20 protein-coding genes are annotated in these 19304 nt (G+C 72.0%); 16 read left to right on the top strand and 4 right to left on the bottom strand.

What is annotated here, in order from left to right:
- Positions 1 to 94 precede the first annotated feature (94 nt).
- The 3 genes from VYL96_RS04700 to VYL96_RS04690 all read left to right on the top strand — a co-directional run bounded on the left by VYL96_RS04700 (position 95) and on the right by VYL96_RS04690 (position 2387).
- Positions 95 to 1744, top strand: a complete 1650-nt coding sequence (locus VYL96_RS04700) for an acyl-CoA carboxylase subunit beta (RefSeq protein ID WP_131884987.1) — start codon at positions 95 to 97, stop codon at positions 1742 to 1744.
- Entirely contained in the window at positions 1741 to 1986 is a 246-nt protein-coding gene (locus tag VYL96_RS04695; RefSeq protein ID WP_131884988.1) for an acyl-CoA carboxylase subunit epsilon, read from the top strand. Before VYL96_RS04700 ends, VYL96_RS04695 begins: the two co-directional genes overlap by 4 nt.
- A gap of 164 nt (positions 1987 to 2150) precedes the next feature.
- Entirely contained in the window at positions 2151 to 2387 is a 237-nt protein-coding gene (locus VYL96_RS04690) for a hypothetical protein (protein WP_131884989.1), read from the top strand.
- Here VYL96_RS04690 and VYL96_RS04685 read toward each other — a convergent pair.
- Entirely contained in the window at positions 2356 to 3498 is a 1143-nt protein-coding gene (locus VYL96_RS04685) for an IS630 family transposase (protein WP_061917901.1), read from the bottom strand. The genes VYL96_RS04690 and VYL96_RS04685 overlap by 32 nt on opposite strands.
- On the opposite strand from VYL96_RS04685, the gene VYL96_RS04680 reads away from it, so the two are divergent.
- The 4 genes from VYL96_RS04680 to VYL96_RS04665 all read left to right on the top strand — a co-directional run bounded on the left by VYL96_RS04680 (position 3497) and on the right by VYL96_RS04665 (position 6824).
- Entirely contained in the window at positions 3497 to 3961 is a 465-nt protein-coding gene (locus VYL96_RS04680) for a hypothetical protein (protein WP_254425955.1), read from the top strand. The genes VYL96_RS04685 and VYL96_RS04680 overlap by 2 nt on opposite strands.
- Positions 3962 to 3990: 29 nt before the next feature.
- Complete coding sequence (locus tag VYL96_RS04675; RefSeq protein WP_243699795.1) at positions 3991 to 4149, top strand: cupin domain-containing protein; 159 nt, start codon at positions 3991 to 3993, stop codon at positions 4147 to 4149.
- A 22-nt stretch (positions 4150 to 4171) separates the two neighbouring features.
- A complete protein-coding gene (locus VYL96_RS04670) occupies positions 4172 to 4852 on the top strand; it encodes a Maf family protein (RefSeq protein ID WP_131886467.1) in 681 nt (226 codons plus the stop codon).
- Positions 4853 to 5036: 184 nt separating this feature from the next.
- The gene (locus tag VYL96_RS04665; RefSeq protein ID WP_007628901.1) at positions 5037 to 6824 is read left to right on the top strand and encodes an acetyl/propionyl/methylcrotonyl-CoA carboxylase subunit alpha; all 1788 of its coding nucleotides are present in this window, start codon (positions 5037 to 5039) and stop codon (positions 6822 to 6824) included.
- Between the two features lie 162 nt (positions 6825 to 6986).
- Here VYL96_RS04665 and VYL96_RS04660 read toward each other — a convergent pair whose 3' ends face one another.
- Entirely contained in the window at positions 6987 to 8771 is a 1785-nt protein-coding gene (locus VYL96_RS04660; RefSeq protein ID WP_131886466.1) for a glycerol-3-phosphate dehydrogenase/oxidase, read from the bottom strand.
- A gap of 81 nt (positions 8772 to 8852) precedes the next feature.
- Between VYL96_RS04660 and glpK the strand changes: the two genes are divergently transcribed.
- Positions 8853 to 10412 (top strand): glycerol kinase GlpK, encoded by a 1560-nt coding sequence (gene glpK, locus VYL96_RS04655; protein WP_131886465.1) that lies wholly within the window; start codon positions 8853 to 8855, stop codon positions 10410 to 10412.
- A gap of 15 nt (positions 10413 to 10427) precedes the next feature.
- Here glpK and VYL96_RS04650 read toward each other — a convergent pair whose 3' ends face one another.
- The gene (locus VYL96_RS04650; RefSeq protein ID WP_131886464.1) at positions 10428 to 11834 is read right to left on the bottom strand and encodes an NAD(P)H-quinone dehydrogenase; all 1407 of its coding nucleotides are present in this window, start codon (positions 11832 to 11834) and stop codon (positions 10428 to 10430) included.
- A gap of 150 nt (positions 11835 to 11984) precedes the next feature.
- On the opposite strand from VYL96_RS04650, the gene VYL96_RS04645 reads away from it, so the two are divergent.
- Genes VYL96_RS04645 through VYL96_RS04635 form a run of 3 tightly spaced genes read left to right on the top strand, consistent with a single transcriptional unit; the run spans position 11985 to position 15005 of the window.
- Positions 11985 to 12518 (top strand): gamma-glutamylcyclotransferase family protein, encoded by a 534-nt coding sequence (locus tag VYL96_RS04645; RefSeq protein ID WP_063974224.1) that lies wholly within the window; start codon positions 11985 to 11987, stop codon positions 12516 to 12518.
- 7 nt (positions 12519 to 12525) lie between these two features.
- Positions 12526 to 13407 (top strand): purine-nucleoside phosphorylase, encoded by an 882-nt coding sequence (locus VYL96_RS04640; RefSeq protein ID WP_131886463.1) that lies wholly within the window; start codon positions 12526 to 12528, stop codon positions 13405 to 13407.
- Between the two features lie 38 nt (positions 13408 to 13445).
- Positions 13446 to 15005: a phosphohexomutase domain-containing protein gene (locus VYL96_RS04635; protein WP_131886462.1), complete on the top strand. Its 1560-nt coding sequence runs from the start codon at positions 13446 to 13448 to the stop codon at positions 15003 to 15005.
- 78 nt (positions 15006 to 15083) lie between these two features.
- On the opposite strand, the gene upp is transcribed toward VYL96_RS04635, so the two are convergent.
- Positions 15084 to 15707: a uracil phosphoribosyltransferase gene (gene upp, locus VYL96_RS04630; protein ID WP_007628887.1), complete on the bottom strand. Its 624-nt coding sequence runs from the start codon at positions 15705 to 15707 to the stop codon at positions 15084 to 15086.
- A 111-nt stretch (positions 15708 to 15818) separates the two neighbouring features.
- Here upp and VYL96_RS04625 point away from each other — a divergent pair, with 111 nt between their 5' ends.
- The 5 genes from VYL96_RS04625 to VYL96_RS04605 are packed head-to-tail and all read left to right on the top strand — an operon-like array spanning position 15819 to position 19303.
- Entirely contained in the window at positions 15819 to 16214 is a 396-nt protein-coding gene (locus tag VYL96_RS04625; protein WP_007628886.1) for a type VII secretion target, read from the top strand.
- Positions 16215 to 16218: 4 nt separating this feature from the next.
- The gene (locus VYL96_RS04620; RefSeq protein WP_131886461.1) at positions 16219 to 17415 is read left to right on the top strand and encodes a C40 family peptidase; all 1197 of its coding nucleotides are present in this window, start codon (positions 16219 to 16221) and stop codon (positions 17413 to 17415) included.
- Between the two features lie 29 nt (positions 17416 to 17444).
- Entirely contained in the window at positions 17445 to 17681 is a 237-nt protein-coding gene (locus VYL96_RS04615) for a hypothetical protein (RefSeq protein WP_243699794.1), read from the top strand.
- The gene (locus tag VYL96_RS04610) at positions 17678 to 18058 is read left to right on the top strand and encodes a YbaB/EbfC family nucleoid-associated protein (RefSeq protein ID WP_131886459.1); all 381 of its coding nucleotides are present in this window, start codon (positions 17678 to 17680) and stop codon (positions 18056 to 18058) included. Before VYL96_RS04615 ends, VYL96_RS04610 begins: the two co-directional genes overlap by 4 nt.
- 24 nt (positions 18059 to 18082) lie before the next feature.
- Positions 18083 to 19303 (top strand): SatS C-terminal domain-containing protein, encoded by a 1221-nt coding sequence (locus VYL96_RS04605; RefSeq protein WP_207913600.1) that lies wholly within the window; start codon positions 18083 to 18085, stop codon positions 19301 to 19303.
- Position 19304 lies beyond the last annotated feature (1 nt).

Here is a 19304-nt window from a genome sequence, read left to right as displayed (position 1 = left end):
TGCCCGCTCCGACACGGGGCGCGGGCCGTCTGGCGGGGGACGTTGGCCGGGTCACGTCGCCACGGGGCGCGGCGACTAGTTAGAGTCTTGCAACATGACGACTGCCTCAGAACCGGACGTGAGCGCCGACGTCCAGACGGACGCCGCGACCCCCGACATCCACACGACCGCCGGGAAGCTGTCCGAGCTGCGTCGGCGCCTCGACGAGGCCCGGGCCCCCATGGGGCAGGCCGCGGTGGACAAGACCCACGAGAAGGGCCTGATGACGGCCCGCGAACGGATCGAGAACCTCCTCGACCCGGGCTCTTTCGTGGAGATCGACGCCCTGGCCCGCCACCGCGCCACCACCTTCGGCCTCGCCGAGCGTCGCCCGCTCGGTGACGGCGTCATCACCGGCTACGGCACGATCGACGGCCGCAGCGTCTGCGTGTTCTCCCAGGACGCCACCGTCTTCGGCGGGTCGCTCGGTGAGGTCTACGGCGAGAAGATCGTCAAGGTCATGGACCTGGCCCTGAAGACCGGCCGCCCGATGATCGGCATCAACCACGGTGCCGGCGCCCGCATCCAGGAGGGCGTCGTCTCGCTCGGCCTGTACGGCGAGATCTTCCACCGCAACGTCCTGTCCTCCGGCGTCATCCCGCAGGTGTCCCTCATCATGGGCCCGTCCGCCGGCGGCCACGTGTACTCCCCCGCCCTGACCGACTTCACCGTGATGGTCGACAAGACCTCGCAGATGTTCGTCACCGGCCCCGACGTCATCAAGACCGTCACCGGCGAGGAGGTGTCGCAGGAGGAGCTCGGCGGCGCCACCACCCACATGACCAAGTCCGGCGTCTCCCACTACACGGCCAGCGACGAGCAGGACGCCCTCGACTTCGTCAAGGACCTGCTGTCGTACCTGCCGAGCAACAACCGGGCCGAGGCCCCGCGACTGCCCTACCCCGTGGCCGAGGGCGCGATCGAGGACAACCTCACCATCGAGGACCACGAGCTCGACACGATCATCCCCGACTCCTCGAACAGCCCGTACGACATGCACGAGGTCATCTCGCACATCGTCGACGACGGCGAGTTCCTGGAGGTCCAGGGCCAGTACGCGATGAACATCATCGTCGGCTACGGCCGCATCGAGGGCCGCAGCGTCGGCGTCGTGGCCAACCAGCCGACCCAGTTCGCCGGCTGCCTGGACATCAAGGCCTCCGAGAAGGCCGCGCGCTTCGTCCGCACCTGCGACGCGTTCAACATCCCGATCCTCACCCTGGTCGACGTCCCGGGCTTCCTGCCCGGCACCGGTCAGGAGTTCGACGGCATCATCCGCCGCGGCGCCAAGCTCCTCTACGCCTACGGTGAGGCCACCGTCGGCAAGGTCACCGTCATCACCCGCAAGGCCTACGGCGGCGCGTACGACGTCATGGGTTCCAAGCACATGGGTGCGGACATCAACCTGGCGTGGCCGACCGCCGAGATCGCCGTCATGGGCGCCTCGGGCGCGGTCGGGTTCGTCTACCGCAACGAGCTCAAGCAGGCCGCGGCCAACGGCGAGGACGTCGACGCCCTCCGCCTGAAACTGCAGGCCGAGTACGAGGACACCCTCGTCAACCCGTATGTCGCCGCCGAGCGCGGGTACGTGGACGCGGTGATCCCGCCGTCGCACACCCGCCTGCAGGTGGCCCAGGCCCTGCGCCTGCTCGACCGCAAGGTCGTCGAGGTGCCGGCCAAGAAGCACGGGAACATCCCGCTGTGACCGGCGACCAGCAGCAGGACCGGGCCACCGGCGCCGAGAAGCCGTTCTTCGAGGTCGTCGGGGGCAACCCGTCGGCCACCGAGGTGGGCATCCTGGCCGCGGTCTTCGCGACAGCCCAGGGCAACGCCGCCCACGGCGGGCACGACACCGGCATCAAGAACGACTGGGGCGCTTTCGAGGACCGGCTCCGGCCGCCGTTCGGCTACAACCCCAACTCGTTCCTCAACCGCCGCCAGTACTGACCGGTCGGCCCGGCGCGCCACGCGCCGGGTCCGCCCCGTCGCCCCGCACCGCGGGCCCGGCCACCCGCCGCGCCCGCACGCGCCCCGCACCGCGACCACGCCGGTAGGCTGGCAGAAGGCGCCGCCCGGCCGGTGGGCGTGCCGGTGCGCGAGGAGGGGGTCGCATGTCCGAGGGCCGCGAGCACGGCAGGCGGGCGGGCACCGACGAGGGCACCGCCACCCATCACACGGGGATCATCGGACGCGCCGAACCGTCGGCGGACCGTCCCGGCGCCACCGTCATCCACCAGGACGAGACGACCAAGGTCGTGGCGTTCGAGTTCGCCGAGGGTCAGGAACTAGTGGGCATCTCCGTTAGTTCGTCGGGGGTCATGCTGCGCGGAGGGTGCCGTCGTTGTTGAGGCGGTCGAGGTGGCGGTTGAGGTCGTCGCGGGTGTACTTCCAGCCGAACGGTTCGGCGCTTCGGTTGTAGCGATCCTGGAACGCGAGGATGCGTGCGGCGAGATCGTCGAGGTCTGCGAAGTCGCCGGTGGCGATGGCTTTGCGCTGCAGGATCGAGAAGTAGATTTCGACCTGGTTGAGCCACGAGGCGTGCACCGGAAGGTGCACCAGGACCGCGTTGGGAAACGCATGACGCATCCGGTCTTTCGAGGCCTGACCTGCGTGGGATGAGCCGTTGTCGACGACCCAGAACACTCGCTTCGCGGATGCGTATGGCTCTTGGGTCATCACCTGCTCGACCAGTTCGGTGAACGGGGCGATCCCTGTCTTGGGTGCGGTCATCCCCATCACGCGGGCCTGGTGGACGTCGTAGGCGGCGAAGTAGGCCAACGTCCCACCGCGGCGGTACTCGAACTCCACGCGCCGCGGCTGACCGGGCCTGGCGGGAGTCTCGGCGTGACGGCGTTTGAGGGCTTGGAGCTGTGATTTTTCGTCCGCACTGATGACGTACTCATCGTCGCCGAGAGCAACGCCGTTCCAGCGCCGGTGGTACAGGTCCAGCACCCGGGCGGCCTTGACGGCGAAGTCGGGGTCGCGGGGAAAAATCCACGACCGGTGCTGCCACGGCTTGATCGCATCTGCGGCCAGCCAGCGCCCGATCGTCGCCGACGCCACGGGGCGCACCAGCCCTGTGGCCACGGCGTGGGCTCTCAACTCGGCGGCCGACCATCTGGTCAGTGGCAGACCGTGGTCAGCCGGGCGCGTACACGCCAACGCTTTGACCTGGGCGACCTCGACGGGGGTGAACACTCGCGGTCGTCCCGAGCGGGGCCGATCTTTGAGACCCTCCAGGCGCTCGGTGCAGAACCGATGCCGCCACTGGCGCACCGTGTCTTCGCACACCCCGACCTCGCGGGCGATCGCAGCGTTGGCATCACCGGCAGCGGCCGCCAGGACGATCCGGGCTCGCAGTACATCGCGGTGCGCACAACGAGCAGCGTGCGCGCGGCGGGTCAGCACGTCGCGTTCTTTGCCGGACAGGATGACGATAACGGCGCTGGTGGGAGGCATGTTCATTTCTGACGCACCCAGCGGCGCCCGCCAAGCCGCCACGCCGGAACAAGCCGAAAGTCGAGGGCGAGAAACGGCGGCGGCGATGATGGAGACCATGGCCAAGATCCCCGACTCGACACAGACCTCACTGCGACAGAAACTCCTGGCCCGCGCTGCCGAACGGTGGCCCCAGATCCAGGCCCTGCACACCCGCTACCGGGCCGGATTCGCCTACATCGATGCCACCTTGACCGACGGGGACGAAGTCAAGCTCTGCCGACTGCGCTACGCCGGATCAGCCAGCCAGTGGGGTTTTGCGATCTACCGCGCCAGCCACGACGACTACCAGCAAGCCGCCCTGCCAAACGGATGGCCCTCAGGCACTCCCGCAGAAGCCCTCGACACCGCCTGCGGCCTCTATCTCGGCGACCCCACCGCCTGGATCACCGACCCCCGACGAACTAACGGAGATGCCCACTAGCGGATCACGCCGCCTTCCACCCGATCCTCGTGCAGCTGCTGCGCGGCCGCGTCGAGTTCGGGTTGCCGGACCGCACCCTCGACCTGCGCCCCGGCGAGATCGTGCACCTCACCGCCAAGCTCCGACACCGGGTCCGCGCCCTCGAGCCCACCACGTTGACCGTCACCATGCTGCTGCCGCGCTCGTGAGCACGTGGCTACGCTCTAGCCCATGATCGCGTTCGTCCTCGCCTCCGCCTCCCCGTCCCGTCTCCACATCCTCGAGCAGGCCGGTGTCGACCCGCTCGTCCGGCACCCGGAGGTCGACGAGGACGCGCTCCAGGCCGGCATGCCCGCGGGCACACCACACGTGCGGGTCGTCGAGGAGCTGGCCCGCGCGAAGGCGGAGGATGTCCTGCACCGCGAGGGCGCGCAGCTCGCAGAGGAGGCGCGGTCAGCCGGGGCGGACACCCTGATCGTCGTGGGGTGCGACTCCATGCTGCTGGTCGACGGTCGCCTCGAGGGCAAACCGCACACCTACGAGCGCGCGCTCGAGCGGTGGCACAAGATGCGCGGTCGCCACGGCGTCCTGCTCACCGGGCACGCGCTCATCGTCGCCGACCTCGCCGGCGACGCCCCTTACGCCGTGACCTTCTCCGACTCGGACACCTCCGACACCACGGTGCACTTCGGCGCCCCGTCCGACGCCGACCTCGACGTGTACCTGCGCACCGGCGAGCCCCTGGAATGCGCGGGCGCGTTCACGATCGAGTCGCTCGGCGGCTGGTTCATCGACCGGATCGAGGGCGACCCGTCGAGCGTGATCGGCCTCAGCCTGCCGCTGCTGCGCCGCCTGCTGGAGGCCGCGGGGATCAACGCGCACCGCGTCTGGCGCCCCGAGCTGCGCGGCTGACCCCGCCACCCCCGTTCGGAACCTGCAGGTCACCCCGGCCACGGGCCATCGGGGTCCGCCCCCGGCGGTCGGACCGCCGACCCCAACACCACACATGAGGGAGGCCTCTCATTAGACTGCGGAAGAACTCGGTGGGCCTCCCGGCCGACCGCCAGTAAAGACGTCCATCACCAGGAGGCCCTGAGTGCCCAGTCATGCCAGCTCTCACATCACCAAGGTCCTCGTCGCCAACCGCGGCGAGATCGCCGTCCGTGTGATCCGCGCGGCGAAGGACGCCGGCCTGGCCAGCGTGGCCGTGTACGCCGAGCCCGACGCCGACGCCCTGTTCGTCAAGCTGGCCGACGAGGCCTTCGCCCTGGGGGGCACCACTTCCGCGGAGTCCTACCTGGTCTTCGACAAGATCCTCGACGCCGCCGCCAAGTCCGGCGCCGACGCGATCCACCCGGGATACGGCTTCCTGTCCGAGAACGCCGACTTCGCGCAGGCCGTCATCGACGCCGGCCTCATCTGGATCGGGCCCCCGCCGCAGGCCATCCGCGACCTCGGCGACAAGGTCACCGCCCGCCACATCGCAGAGCGGGCCAACGCCCCCATGGCCGCCGGCACCAAGGACCCGGTCGCGAACGCTGACGAGGTCGTCAAGTTCGCCGAGCAGTACGGCCTGCCCATCGCCATCAAGGCCGCCTTCGGTGGCGGCGGACGCGGCATGAAGGTCGCCCACAAGATGGAGGAGGTCGCCGAGCTCTTCGAGTCGGCCACCCGTGAGGCCACCGCCGCCTTCGGTCGTGGCGAGTGCTTCGTCGAGCAGTACCTCGACAAGGCCCGCCACGTCGAGGCGCAGGTCCTCGCCGACCAGCACGGCAACGTCATCGTCGCCGGTACCCGCGACTGCACCCTGCAGCGTCGCTTCCAGAAGCTCGTCGAGGAGGCCCCGGCGCCGTTCCTCACCGACGAGCAGCGCAAGCGCATCCACGACTCCGCCAAGGCCATCTGCAAGGAGGCCGGCTACTACGGTGCCGGCACTGTCGAGTACATGGTCCAGGGCGACACGATCTCCTTCCTTGAGGTCAACACCCGCCTGCAGGTCGAGCACCCGGTCACCGAGGAGACCGCGGGCATCGACCTGGTCCTGCAGCAGTTCAAGATCGCCGAGGGCGAGGTGCTCGAGTTCACCGAGGACCCCGAGCCCCGCGGCGTGGCGTTCGAGTTCCGTATCAACGGCGAGGACGCGGGCCGCAACTTCCTGCCCGCCCCCGGCACCATCACCGCCTACCACGAGCCCACCGGCCCGGGCGTGCGCATGGACTCCGGCGTCGAGCAGGGTGACACGATCGGCGGCCAGTTCGACTCGATGCTCGCCAAGCTCATCGTGTGGGGCGAGGACCGCGACCAGGCGCTCGCCCGCTCGGCCCGCGCCCTGGCCGAGTACAAGATCGAGGGCATGGCCACCGTCCTGCCGTTCCACCAGCACATCGTCACCCACCCCGCGTTCGTCGGCGACGGCAAGAAGTTCGACGTCTACACCAAGTGGATCGAGGAGGAGTGGGAGAACCCGATCGAGCCGTGGACGCCCACCGGTGCCCCGGCCGACGATGACGAGCCCGTCGAGCGCAAGAAGGTCGTCGTCGAGGTGGACGGTCGTCGCGTCGAGGTCTCGCTGCCCGGCGACCTCGCGTTCGGTGGTTCGCACGCCGGCGGCACCGTCCGCCGCAGGGCCAAGTCCCGGACCCGCGGCGGCGCCGCCGGTGCGGCCGCGTCCGGTGACGCCGTGTCGGCGCCCATGCAGGGCACCGTCGTCAAGGTCGCCGTCTCCGAGGGCCAGGAGGTCAAGGCCGGCGAGCTCGTGGCCGTGCTCGAGGCCATGAAGATGGAGAACCCCGTCACCGCCCACAAGGACGGCGTCGTCACCGACCTGTCCGTGGACGCCGGTGCCGCCGTCACCCAGGGCACGGTTCTCTGCGAGATCAAGTGATCCGCTGACGGCGCGGGCGGGACCCGTCCGCGCCGTCGACGACCCACCCCCGGAATCCGCTACTCCCCCTACGGATCCGCTACCCCTGCAGGCGTAGCGGATCCCGGGCCGGAGTAGCGGATTTCGCGGTTGTGGGGGCCTACCGCCCGGCGTCGGCGGGTCTCAGACCCCAGGGCCGGCCGAGTGCTCGATCACGGGCTCCGCGCTGGCGGGATCGAACGCCGCGTCCACCAGGAACTCCCGGACCTCGGGCACACCCCTGAGAAAGTTGTCCGCCTCGTCGTCGGACTCCACCACCTGGCTCGCCCGCTCGGCGACGACCCGCCGCTCGAAGAGCTCCACCTCGCGAGCGACGCGGTCGGAGCCCCATCCGAGCACCCCGGCCATGAGGTCGGCGACCTCGCGCGCGCAGTCGACGCCACCGTGCTGGTATTCCATAGAGATCCGCGTGCGGCGGACCAGGACGTCCTCGAGGTGCAGCGCGGCCTCGGCCTGCGCGGCGTGCACGATCTCCACGCGCAGGTAGCGCTCGGCCCCGCCGACGGGATCGAGCAGGTCGGGGCGGTCCGCCGCCAGGTCGAGGACGTCCTCGGCCAGCGTGCCGTAGCGGCCGAGCAGGTGCTGCATCTGATCCTCACGGATCTCGTAGTGATCGGCGATCCGGTCGGCGCGGTTGACCATCGCCGGATAACCGTCGGCACCCAACAGCGGGATCCGCTCGGTGGTCGAGGGCGGCACCGACGCGGCCCGCTCCCCCAGCTCGGACACCGCCGCGTCGACCGCGTCGGCGGCCATCACGCGGTAGGTCGTGTACTTGCCGCCGGCCACCACGACAGCCCCGGGGGCGACGGTCATCACCGCGTGCTCGCGCGAGAGCTTGGCGGTGGAGTCCGCGCCGCCGGACAGCAGCGGCCGCAGCCCCGCGTAGACGCCACGCACGTCCTCGCGGCGGATGGGCGTGGTGAGCACGGCGTTGACGTGGCCGAGGATGTACTCGATGTCCGCTCCGGTGGCCGCCGGGTGGGCCAGGTCGAGCTGCCAGTCGGTGTCGGTGGTGCCGATGATCCAGTACTCGCCCCACGGGATGACGAACAGCACGGACTTCTCGGTGCGCAGGATCAGCGCCGCCTCCGAGTCGACCCTGTCGCGGTCCACGACGATGTGCACGCCCTTGGACGCCCGGACGGTGAAGCCGCCCTCCTCCCCGAGCATCCGCTGCAGCTGATCGGTCCACACGCCGGCCGCGTTGAGCACGACCCCGGCACGCACGTCGGTCTCGCGCCCGGTCTCCGCGTCACGGACGCGCACGCCGGTGACCCGGTCGCCGTCGCGGAGGTACCCGATCACCTGTGTCGAGTTGGCCACGACCGCCCCGTGATGGGCGGCGGTGCGGGCGAGGGTGAGGGTGTGCCTCGCGTCGTCGACGAGGGTGTCCCAGTAGCGGATCCCGCCGACCACGGCGTCCTCGCGCAGTCCGGGGGCGACGCGGCGGGCGCCGGCCCGGCTGTAGTGCTTCTGCGGGGGGACGCTCTTCGCACCACCCATCACGTCGTAGAGCACAAAGCCGGCGGCCATGTACGGGCGTTCCCAGAAGCGGCGGGTCAGGGGGAAGAGGAACTTCAGCGGGGTGACGAGGTGCGGCGCCAGACGCGTCATGCTGAGCTCCCGCTCGTGCAGCGCCTCGGCGACCAGGCCGAAGTCGAGTTGCTCGAGGTAGCGCAGCCCGCCGTGGAACATCTTGGAGCTGCGGGAGGAGGTGCCCGCCGCGAAGTCGCGGGCCTCGACGAGTGCCACGTTCAGCCCGCGCGTGGCGGCGTCCAGCGCACTGCCCGTGCCGACCACACCCCCGCCGACTACCACGACGTCGAAGGTGTCCTCCTCCAGCCTGCGCCACGTCTCCGCGCGGCGATCGGGTCCGAGGACGGATCGGGACCTGGTCGTGGGCATGGACGCTCCCTCCACGGCCGGGCGTGGGGTTCCGGCCGGTCGGCCCCGACTCTACGCGCGGGCGGACGTAGTCTTGGGCCCGTGACTCGCAACACCTACATTCTGGCGATCGATCAGGGCACCACGTCGACGCGGGCGATCCTCTTCGACAACCAGGGAATGCCGGTCCCCGCGGCCACGGTCCAGGTGGAGCACCGGCAGATCCTGCCGCGGGCGGGATGGGTGGAGCACGATCCGATGGAGATCTGGGCGAACGTTCGCACCGCGATGGGCCAAGTGGCGGGCCGGGTGGACCTCGAGCCGGCGGCGGTCACCGCGATCGGCATCACCAACCAGCGCGAGACGACCGTGGTGTGGGACCGGGTCACCGGCGAGCCCGTCTACAACGCGATCGTCTGGCAGGACACGCGCACGTCGGGGCTCTGTGCGCGCCTCGCCGACGGACACCCCGACGGAGACGACCGCTTCCGAGATGTCACCGGGCTGCCCCTGTCGACCTACTTCGCCGGGCCCAAGATCCGGTGGATCCTCGATCACCTCGATTCCCGGGGAGAGCGCGGCACCGAGCGCGCGGAGGCCGGGGAACTGCTGGCGGGGACCATCGACTCGTGGCTGGTGTGGAACCTGACCGGTGGGAGGCGTGGGGGTGACGACGGCGAGGCGGCCCTCCACGTCACGGATGTCACCAACGCGTCGCGCACTCTGCTCATGGACCTGCGGACCCTGCAGTGGAGCGAGGAACTCTGTCGCGAGATCGGTGTGCCCCGCGCGATGCTCCCGGAGATCGTCCCCTCCTCCGGGGTGCTGGGTCACGTGGCCCGGCGCAGAATGTTCGGCGGTACGCCCATAGCGGGGATCCTCGGCGATCAGCAGGCCGCGATGTTCGGCCAGACCTGCTTCGAGCCCGGCGAGGCCAAGAACACCTACGGAACGGGCGCGTTCCTCTTGCTCAACACGGGAACGACGCCTCAGTTCAGCGACAACGGCCTGCTCACCACCGTGGCCTACCAGCTCGGGGACGACGACCCGGTCTACGCGCTGGAGGGCTCGGTGGCCGTGGCCGGGTCGTTGGTGCAGTGGCTGCGTGACAACCTCGGGGTGATCTCCACCGCGGGCGAGACGGAGGGTTTGGCCAAGTCGCTCGAGGACAACGGGGACTGTTATCTGGTGCCCGCGTTCTCGGGGCTGCTGGCCCCGCGCTGGCGGCCGGACGCCCGTGGCGCGATGGTGGGGCTCACCCGCTTCCACACGCGCGCGCACCTGGCCCGAGCGGCCCTGGAGGCGACCGCGTTCCAGACCCGCGAGATGACCGACGCGATGGTGGCCGACGCCGGTGAGTCCGCGGATTCGCTGCGCGTCGACGGCGGGATGGTGGTCAACGACTACCTCATGCAGTTCCAGGCCGACATCCTCGGCGTGGACGTGATCCGGCCCCAGGTCACCGAGACCACCGCGCTCGGGGCCGCGTTCGCGGCCGGGTTGGCGGTGGGTCAGTGGGATTCGCCCGACCGCCTACGCGAGTTGTGGCGGGAGGACTGCCGCTGGTCGCCGCAGATGCCCGGGCAGGAGCGCGAACGGCTGCTCGCGCGGTGGAACGACGCGGTCGAGCGCACGCTCTGCTGGGCGGACGCCGAGGGCTGAGCCCGGCGGGCGCGATCAGTCCAGGTCGTCGTGGCGCATGAGCTGGCGCGCCGCCTCGGTGATCGTGCCCGTCATCGACGGGTAGACCGAGAACGACCCCGCGAGGTCGCCCACCGTCAGCTGATTCCGGACCGCCACCGAGATCGGCAGGATCAGCTCGGACGCCGTGGGGGCCACGACCACGCCGCCGATCACCACGCCGGAGGCCGGGCGACAGAAGAGCTTGACGAAGCCGCGCCGCAGGCTGCGCATCTTGGCCCGCGGGTTGCCGGCCAGCGGCATGACCTCGACGCGGGCGGGGACCTCGCCGCTCTCGATCTGCGCGTGCGAGATGCCGACCGTGGCGATCTCGGGCCGCGTGAACACCGCGGAGGCGACGGTCCGCAGCTTGATGGGGTTCACGCCCTCACCGAGCGCGTGGTACATCGCGATGCGGCCCTGCATGGCGGCCACCGAGGCCAGCGGGAACAGGTCCGTGCAGTCGCCACCGGCGTAGATGCCCGGGGCGGTGGTGCGGGAGACGCGGTCGACCTTGATGTGGCCGCTGGGCTGCAGCTCGACGCCCGCGTTCTCCAGACCGAGGCCCTGGGTGTTGGGCACCGACCCGACGCAGATGAGGGCGTGCGAACCCTTGACCGTGCGCCCGTCGCCGAGGCGGACGATGATGCCGTCCTCGAAGTGCTCGACCGCGTCGGCGCGCGCGTGCTTGACCAGCGACACGCCACGCTCGCTCAGGGCCTCCTCCAACACCAGGGCGGCGTCGGCGTCCTCGTGCGGCAGCACCCGGTCGCGGCTGGAGACCATCGTGACCTTGACGCCCATCTCGGTGAACGCCGAGACGAACTCGGCACCGGTGACGCCCGAGCCGATGACGACCAGGTGGGTGGGCAGCTCGGTGAGGTCGTAGAGCTGACGCCAGTTGAGGATCCGCTCGCCGTCGGGCTCGGCGCCCCGTAGCACGCGGGGGCTGGAACCGGTGGCCATGAGGACCACGTCGGCGTCGAAGATCTTCTCCTGCCCGCTCTCGAAGGTCACGGCCACCCGGTGCGAGGCCATGCCCGGCTGGGAGTCGTGCAGACGCGCCCAGCCGGAGATCAGCCGCACGCCCTCACGCTGCAGCTGCGCCCGGATGTCGGCGGACTGCGCACGGGCGAGCGACTTCACACGCCCGTTGACCTGCCCGAGTTTGTACGCGGTGGGGTCGAAGTGCGCCTGGACGCCCATCTCCTCGGCGCGACGCATGTCCGTGCGCACGCCCGTGGTGGCGATGAACGTCTTGGACGGCACACAGTCGCTGAGCACACAGTTGCCGCCGATGCCGTCCGAGTCGACGATCGTGACGTCCGCACCGTACTGGGCGGCGACCAGCGCCGCCTCGTAGCCGGCGGGTCCGCCGCCGATGATGATGATGCGTTGCGTCACATGTCCTCCACGGCTCACAGGGGTAAGGGCCGATCGCCGCGCCCCGCTGTGGCGGACCGCGTCACGTCCGCCGTACACGGTAGTCGAACGACCCGACCGGGGCCGAGGACGTCGGGCCCGGTGCCGCCCCCAGGGACTAGGGTTGTGGCCGTGCCTCTCTACGCCGCGTACGGGACGAACATGCATCCCGATCAGATGAACACCCGCGCGCCGCACTCCCCCTTCGCCGGGACCGGGTGGGTGGACGGCTGGCGCCTCACCTTCGCCGGGGACGATCCCACCTGGGAGGGCGCCGTCGCCACGGTCGTGCCGGACCAGGGGTCGAGGGTCTTCGTGGTGCTCTACGACGTCCCCGAGGAGGACGTCCGGGCCCTCGACCGCTGGGAGGGCACCGACGAGATGCCCGCGCGGAAGATCCGCGTCCGCGTCACCCGCCAGCCGACCGTGCCCGACGGCCCCCCGGTCGACGCCCAGGAATCCGAGTTCGCCGTGGACACCACCCCCACCGGCACCGACGACACCGTGCTCGCGTGGCTGTACGTCATGGACGCCTTCGAGGGCGGGCTGCCGTCGGCGAGGTACCTCGGTCTGCTCGCCGACGCCGCCGAGTGCGCGGGTGCCCCCGACCAGTACGTGCACGAGCTGCGCACGCGGGAATCACGCAACGTCGGCCCGGGCGCCTGAGCAGCCGATGGCGCCCCTGCTCTCCCCCACCGACGACGCCCGCGACGCGGCCGCACAGATCGCGCGACTGAGCGGTCGCGACCGCCACGACATCGCCCTCGTGTTGGGCTCGGGATGGTCCGAGGTCGTCGCCGGGCTCGCCGACCCGGGCACGGCCGTGACCGTCGCGGCCGCCGACCTGCCCGGGTTCGTCACCCCCACGGCCGCCGGTCACCGCGGCACCGTGACCAGCTGCCTCGTCGACGGCGTGCCGCTGCTGTCGATGGCCGGCCGCACCCACCTCTACGAGGGCGCGGGTACCGGGCCCGTCGTCCACCCCGCCCACGTCGCGGCCGCCGTCGGAGCCCGCACGCTGGTGCTCACCAACGCCGCCGGTGGCCTGCGGGACGACATGACCGTCGGGGATCTCGTGCTCATCCGCGACCACCTCAACCTCACCGGGCGCTCGCCGCTGACCGGGCCGCGGTTCGTCGACATGGTGGACGCCTACTCCCCGCGCCTGCGCGCCGCGTCCGCCGACGCCATCGCGGCCGCCGGGGCGGGGGAGGTCGCCGGCGCCGATCCGGGTGCCGACCCCGCCCACACGGACGCGCGTCCCGCCGAGGGCGTCTACGCCGCCATGCCCGGCCCGCAGTACGAGACCCCGGCCGAGATCACGATGCTGCGAACCCTCGGCGCGGACCTCGTGGGCATGTCGACCGTGCCCGAGACCATCACCGCCCGCGCGCTGGGTCTGGACGTGGTCGCCGTGTCGCTGGTGACCAACCTCGCCGCCGGCGTCACCGGTCAGCCCCTCGACCACGCGGAGGTCCTGGCCGCCGGCGCCGCCGGATCCGCCCGCCTCACCGGAGCGCTGCGCGCGCTCGTCCCGGTCGTCGCCCGGGCCTGACCGCCTATGCTCACCGCGAGGAACCGACGGAGCAGCCCGTGCCCCTGACCTTCGGCACCGCCGGCGTCCGCGCTCCCCTCGGGCCCGGGCCGGACGAGATGAACGACCGGACCGTCGCCCTGGTCGCCACCGCCGTCGCCCGGCACCTGCGCGAACATGAACCCTCCGGTTCGACGGTCATCGTTGGCGGGGACGCCCGGCACGGGTCCGCCCGATTCGTCGACGTCGCGGCTGCGGTGTTGGCGGCGCACGACCTCGTCGTCGTCGTCCCCGGATCCCCGGTGGCCACCCCGGTCGTCGCCGCGGCGGTCCGCGCGCGCGGCGCCGCCGCCGGGCTCATGGTGACCGCGTCTCACAACCCGCCCGGCGACAACGGCGTCAAGGTCTACGGGCACGGGGGCGCGCAGATCATCCCGCCCACGGACGCCCACATCGAGCGGCACCTGCGCGCCGCGGCGCGCGAGGGGGTCACGGTCCCCACGGCCGCGCCCGGATCGGCGCGCACCGGCCCCGCCCCCGGGTCGGTGCGGGTGGACCCCACGCTGGTCGACGACTACGTGGCCTCCGTCGTCGCGGCCCTGCCCCGACCGGCTCGGCCACCCCGCGTGGCCCTGACCCCCGTCCACGGGGTGGGGGGCGATCTCTGCGTCCGCGTCCTGGCCGGCATCGGTGTGGACGATGTGACGATGGTGCGCGAGCAGGCCGACCCCGACCCGGACTTCCCCACCGTCGCCTCGCCGAACCCCGAGAGGCCCGACACCACAGCGCGGCTGCTGGAGCTCGCGGCGCGGATCGACGCCGACGTGGCGATCGCGCTCGACCCCGACGCCGATCGCTGCGCTGTCGGCCTGGCCGGCCCGGACGGGCGGTGGCGGATGCTCGACGGCGACGAGACCGGGGCGGTCCTGGCCGACCATCTGCTGCGCGAGCCGCTCCCGGGCGCGGGCGGCGGCCCAGGGGCGGACGCGGAGGCCGATGCGAGGGTGCCGGTCGTGGCGTCGACGATCGTGTCCTCGCGGCTGCCGTCCCTACTGATCCCGGCGCGCGGCGGGCGGCACGTGGAGACGCTGACCGGGTTCAAGTGGCTCGTGCGCGCCGGTGAGCCGCTCCGCTACGCCTATGAGGAGGCCATCGGGCACTGCGTGCTGCCGGACCTCGTGGCCGACAAGGACGGCATCGCGGCGGCCGCGGCGTGGTGCGCGATGGTCGGCTCCGGCGGCCCGTCGGTCGCCGCGCGGCTCGACGCGCTCGCCGGGGAGTTCGGGGCGCACGTGCGGCGCAACGTCCCGCTGCCGCTATCCGCGGGGACGGACCCGGGGGCCGTGCTCGACCGGGTGGGCGCGCTGCTCGCCGACGTCGGCACGGTGCGCGCGCTCGACGGCACGGCGGGCCTGCGCGTGGACGGCGACGGTGCACGCGCGGTGGTGCGCCCCTCGGGCACGGAGCCCCTGCTCAAGACCTACGTGGAGGCGTGGACCCCGCCCGCGCCGTCGCCGGCGGACCGGGAGGATGCCGAGCGGCGGCTGGCGAGGCTGGGCGAGGCGGTGGCCGGTGCCGTCGCCGAGGCCGTGGCCGTTGCCCGCGGCGACGTGGACTGACCGGCGGGCGTCAGACGGGGTCTCGCGTCGGCGGGAGGCTCGCGTCTGCGGGGGGCTCGCGTCAGACGGGACCGCCGTTCAGCGGGGGCCGAAGAGGCGGTCGCCCGCGTCGCCCAGGCCGGGGACGATGAAGGCGTTCTCGTCGAGGCGCTCGTCGATCGTCGCGGTGACCAGCGTCGCCGCCAGGCCAGACTCGCGCACGGCCTCGATCCCCTCCGGCGCGCACAGGACGCACACCACCGTCAGGCCGGTCGCGCCCCGCGCCGCGAGAGTCTCCAACGTCGTGACCAGCGAGCCGCCGGTCGCGAGCATCGGGTCGAGCACCACCACGTGGCGTCCGGCGAGGTCCTCGGGCAGCGAGCACAGATACGACACCGGCTCGTGGCTCTCCTCATCGCGGGCCAGGCCGATGAACCCGACCTGCGCCCCGGGCAGCAGCCGGGTGGCCGGGTCCAGCAGGCCCAGGCCCGCGCGCAGGACCGGGACGACCAGCGGCACGCCGTCCACGGCCACCCCCGTCGTCTCGACGATGGGGGTGGTCACCGGGACCTGCTTCGTCGGGATCGAGCGGAACGCCTCGTAACAGAGCATGGTCCCGAGCGCGTCCATCGCGGCCCGGAACCCGGCGGTGTCGGTGGCGGAATCGCGCAGGGTTCGGAGCCGGTCCCCGACCAGCGGGTGGTCCACGACGATGATGTCCATGCCCGTCAGGATTCCACACCGGACAAATCGCGGACCGGGTGGAACCGGATCGCCTCCCCTGCGCGTCGAACCCTGTGACGGACGAGAAGACGGCGTTGAGGGGACGAGGCCATGGCGGACGGGGCGATCGATGTCGATGTCGACGGTTTACGGGAACTGGGCACGGGGCTGACCACCCTGGCCGACACGCTGGGGAGCGCGCTCGAGGCGGTCGACGCGGTGCCGATCGACGCGGTCGCACCGGTCGTGGGTCCGGTCGGGGCCGACTTCATGTCCGCGTTGCTGGCCGCCACCGCACGGCATCGCGAGGTGCTGGCAGGCCTCACGCGCGTCACGGACGCCGCCGGCGACCTGGTGCTGCAGACCGGCCGGCTGTTCGAGGAGTCCGACGCCGCGGGCGCGGCCGCCATCGGGGCGGCGGGCACCGGCGGTGCAGGAGCGGCGAGTGCCGCGGGATCGGCGGGAGCGGGCTCGGCGGGGCCCGACATGACCGAGAGGCGGGTGTGATCCGGTGATCGCCGACGCGTTGGCCTACGCGGGCCCCATCAGGCAGATCCTCGATCTGCTGTCCGCGGAGGAGTTCGTCCCCGACGAGGCCCGCGACATCATGCGGCCGGTCAGCGAGGGCCTGGAGGTGGCCCAGCAGATGGGGCCGTCCCTCGAGCGGCTGCTGTCCGAGTCGTGGAACTCGCTCGCCTCCCTCGGCGCGGCCCACTCGATCGCCGAGGTCGGGCGGACCATGGGCGCGCTCGGCGAGTCCGCGGCGGAGATCGCGCGCGTCACGGCGGTCGCGGCGGAGATCGTGGTCCGCGGCACCGTCGAGGTGCTCGGCATCGTCCAGCAGTTCCTCGCCCGCGCCGCCGCCCTCGGGCCCGCGCTCGTGACCCCGGCCGGCCAGGGGGCGCTGCTCGGACTGGCCGCCGAGCACCTGGCGCGAGGCATACAGGTGGCCGAGCGCGTACAGAACGAACTCCGGATCCCCACGGCGGAGATGCGGGCGATCGCCGCGGGCATCCCGCCGGCGCCGCGCATGCCGGGCGCGCTCGCCGCGGACAGCAGCACCGGCGGCGCGATCAACGCCACGACGGTCGCCTACTCGGGGTCGGGACCGGGCGCGATCACCGCCGGTGGCGGCGGCGGGGGCCACGCAACCGGCGGGGGCGGCGGGGGCTACGCAACCGGCGGGGCCGCGTCGGGGGCCTCGGGCGCGACGGCGTCGCTGGCCGGGTACGGCGGATCGTCCGAGGGGGCGGCGTCCGCGGCGCCCGGTTCAGTGGGTTTCGGGGACGCCGGCTCCGGCCTGATCGGCGGCGGTACCGAGGTCGCGCTGCCCGACGGCTCGGTCGTCACCGCCCCCAACGAACAGGCCGCCGGGGCGGTGCGCAACGCGCTCAGCCAGCAGGGCGTGCCCTACGTGTGGGGCGGCACGACCCCGGGCCAGGGGCTCGACTGCAGCGGGCTCACGCAGTGGGCGTACCGGGACGCCGGGGTGGAGATCCCCCGGCTGGCCCAGGAACAGGGCGTCGGCGTCCAGGTGTCGGCGCAGGACCTCATGCCCGGTGACCTGCTGGTGTGGGACGGTCACGTCGCCATGTACATCGGCAACGGGCAGATCGTGGAGGCCGGGGACCCTGTAGCGGTATCCGGGCTCCGCACCGACAATATGGGCATGTCCTTCTACGGTTTCTACCGCCCGACGGGCGGATGACCCGCGACACGTGCCGTCACACCGACCCCATGACCGGAGTGGTCGCCGAGGTCGGCACCGACGGCGTGCCGGTGGGCCTGGCCCTGCCGGCCGACCTGCTGAACCGCCCGTCCACCGAGGTGGCGCGGGCGGTCCTGCGCACGCTCACCGCCGCGGCGGGCGACGCCCGCGAGCTCCTCGAGCGCCTCGCCTCCGAGGAGGGTGACGGACACGGTCGTGACGAGTGGGAGTGGGACGACGACGAGGTGCGGGAGGCCGTCCCGTGAGCGGCGGCGGACTGGACGTGGAGGCCTTCCTCGACCGTCTGCGCGGCATCGCGGCCGAGTGGGAGTCCGCCCACGACCAGCTGGAGACACTGCGCGTGGTGTCCAGCAGCAGCGACCAGCTCGCCACCGCCACCGCGGACTCCGGCGGCACCGTGGTGGACCTCGTCCTGGCGCCCGGCCTGCGCCGCCACGGCTCTGAGACGGTCGCCGCGTCGATCCTCGAGGCCACCGCGGACGCCGTCGAACAGGCCAACGCGCGACGCGCCGAGCTGGTGTCGGGCTCGGTGGCGCTCGCGGTGATCGGCCGCAGACGCGCCGCCGAGGACGCCGCCCGCCGGCACCCGGACGCCACGCGGGCGGGCCGTGGCACCGGCTGAGCGGGCGTGGATATGCTGACCAGCATGGCCAAGGACATCGTCCCGATCGAGCTCGGTCTCCCGGAGGGAGACGTCACGACCCTCTGGGCACCCAGCTGGCGCGAGGACAACGACGACTGGGAGGCGTTCCTCGGCCTCGGCGACGACCTCTACGCGTTCGACTCGACGGCCGAACTCCTGGCCCTGGTCCGCAGCGGCGCCGAGCACGACCTGCAGGACCACCCCTCGTGGGAACAGTTCGCGCAGTCCGACGTCCTCGACTTCCGCGCCGCCGACGAGAACTGCTACGACCTGGTCGGCGTCCTCGAACTGCTCGGCGAGAACCCCACCGAGTCCTCGGTCGACGAGATCGACCAGTCCTTCGCGATCGCCCGCTCGATCGGCGAGGTGTGCGAACTCGACACCGTGACCAAGTTCTTCAACGGCAACCCCGTCCTGGCGTCCGTCACGCACGGCATGGACGAGTTCTACGGCCGCGACGGGCTCAAGCTGTGGAAGTCCATCCGCAAGACCGTCGCCAAGGGCTGGGACGACGTCCTCGACGCCATCCAGGACGTCATGACCACCCCCGAACTCGACCGCAGCGAGGTCGAGCGGGCCCGGCACGACCTCGAGACCGCCGAGGCGGCCCTCCCCGAGCCGGAGCCGGAACCCGAGCCCGCACCCACCGGCTACCCCGAAGGCTCCCTGTGGGAGAGCGTCGGGATCGACCCCATCAAGATCGTGTTCGCGGACCAGGAGTACCTCAGCCTGCGCTGCTACCTCGGGGACCGCCCCGTGTTCCTCGGCGACGGCGACCAGGCCTACGTCTTCACCAGCCCCCGCGGCCTGGCCCGCTTCCTGGCGGACAACGACGACGCGACACTCAGCCGGGTGGCCACGTACGAGCGCGTCAAGCTCGCCGCGGTCGACGGCAGCCTCGACGTCCACGTCACCGACGACAACGCCTACGTCCTGGCAGGCCTCGACCGCGACATCGAGGTCGGCCCCGACATGGTCGACTCCGACCAACTCGCCCTGGCCGTGGAACTCGTCACCGACCTCGCCAACTATGTCGGCGACGCCGACCTCGAGGCGTCGGTCACCGGCCGCGGCTCGGCGCTGCGCCGGTTCCTGCACTACGTGCTCAACCCCGACGACGCCAAGCTGCTCGAGCCGACCGCGCCGTTCGACGACGAGGCCACCGAGTGGCGCGACCTCGTCGACGACGTCGAGAAGCTCGTCACCACGCCCGACATGGCCTGAC

The organism is Dietzia maris, assembly GCF_036287335.1.
In the GTDB taxonomy this organism is placed as follows: Bacteria; Actinomycetota; Actinomycetes; order Mycobacteriales; family Mycobacteriaceae; genus Dietzia; species Dietzia cinnamea.
Note: the sequence above shows the minus strand (reverse complement) of the source record. Positions and strands in the feature narration are given on the sequence as shown.

Coding starts and splice junctions, on each gene's coding strand:
- VYL96_RS04625 (WP_007628886.1), top strand. CDS start 15,819: ATGGCGGACGGGGCGATCGATGTCGATGTCGACGGTTTACGGGAACTG.
- VYL96_RS04690 (WP_131884989.1), top strand. CDS start 2,151: ATGTCCGAGGGCCGCGAGCACGGCAGGCGGGCGGGCACCGACGAGGGC.
- VYL96_RS04670 (WP_131886467.1), top strand. CDS start 4,172: ATGATCGCGTTCGTCCTCGCCTCCGCCTCCCCGTCCCGTCTCCACATC.
- upp (WP_007628887.1), bottom strand. CDS start 15,707: ATGGACATCATCGTCGTGGACCACCCGCTGGTCGGGGACCGGCTCCGA.
- VYL96_RS04660 (WP_131886466.1), bottom strand. CDS start 8,771: ATGCCCACGACCAGGTCCCGATCCGTCCTCGGACCCGATCGCCGCGCG.
- VYL96_RS04615 (WP_243699794.1), top strand. CDS start 17,445: ATGACCGGAGTGGTCGCCGAGGTCGGCACCGACGGCGTGCCGGTGGGC.
- VYL96_RS04685 (WP_061917901.1), bottom strand. CDS start 3,498: ATGCCTCCCACCAGCGCCGTTATCGTCATCCTGTCCGGCAAAGAACGC.
- VYL96_RS04605 (WP_207913600.1), top strand. CDS start 18,083: ATGGCCAAGGACATCGTCCCGATCGAGCTCGGTCTCCCGGAGGGAGAC.
- VYL96_RS04700 (WP_131884987.1), top strand. CDS start 95: ATGACGACTGCCTCAGAACCGGACGTGAGCGCCGACGTCCAGACGGAC.
- VYL96_RS04640 (WP_131886463.1), top strand. CDS start 12,526: ATGGCGCCCCTGCTCTCCCCCACCGACGACGCCCGCGACGCGGCCGCA.
- VYL96_RS04680 (WP_254425955.1), top strand. CDS start 3,497: ATGTTCATTTCTGACGCACCCAGCGGCGCCCGCCAAGCCGCCACGCCG.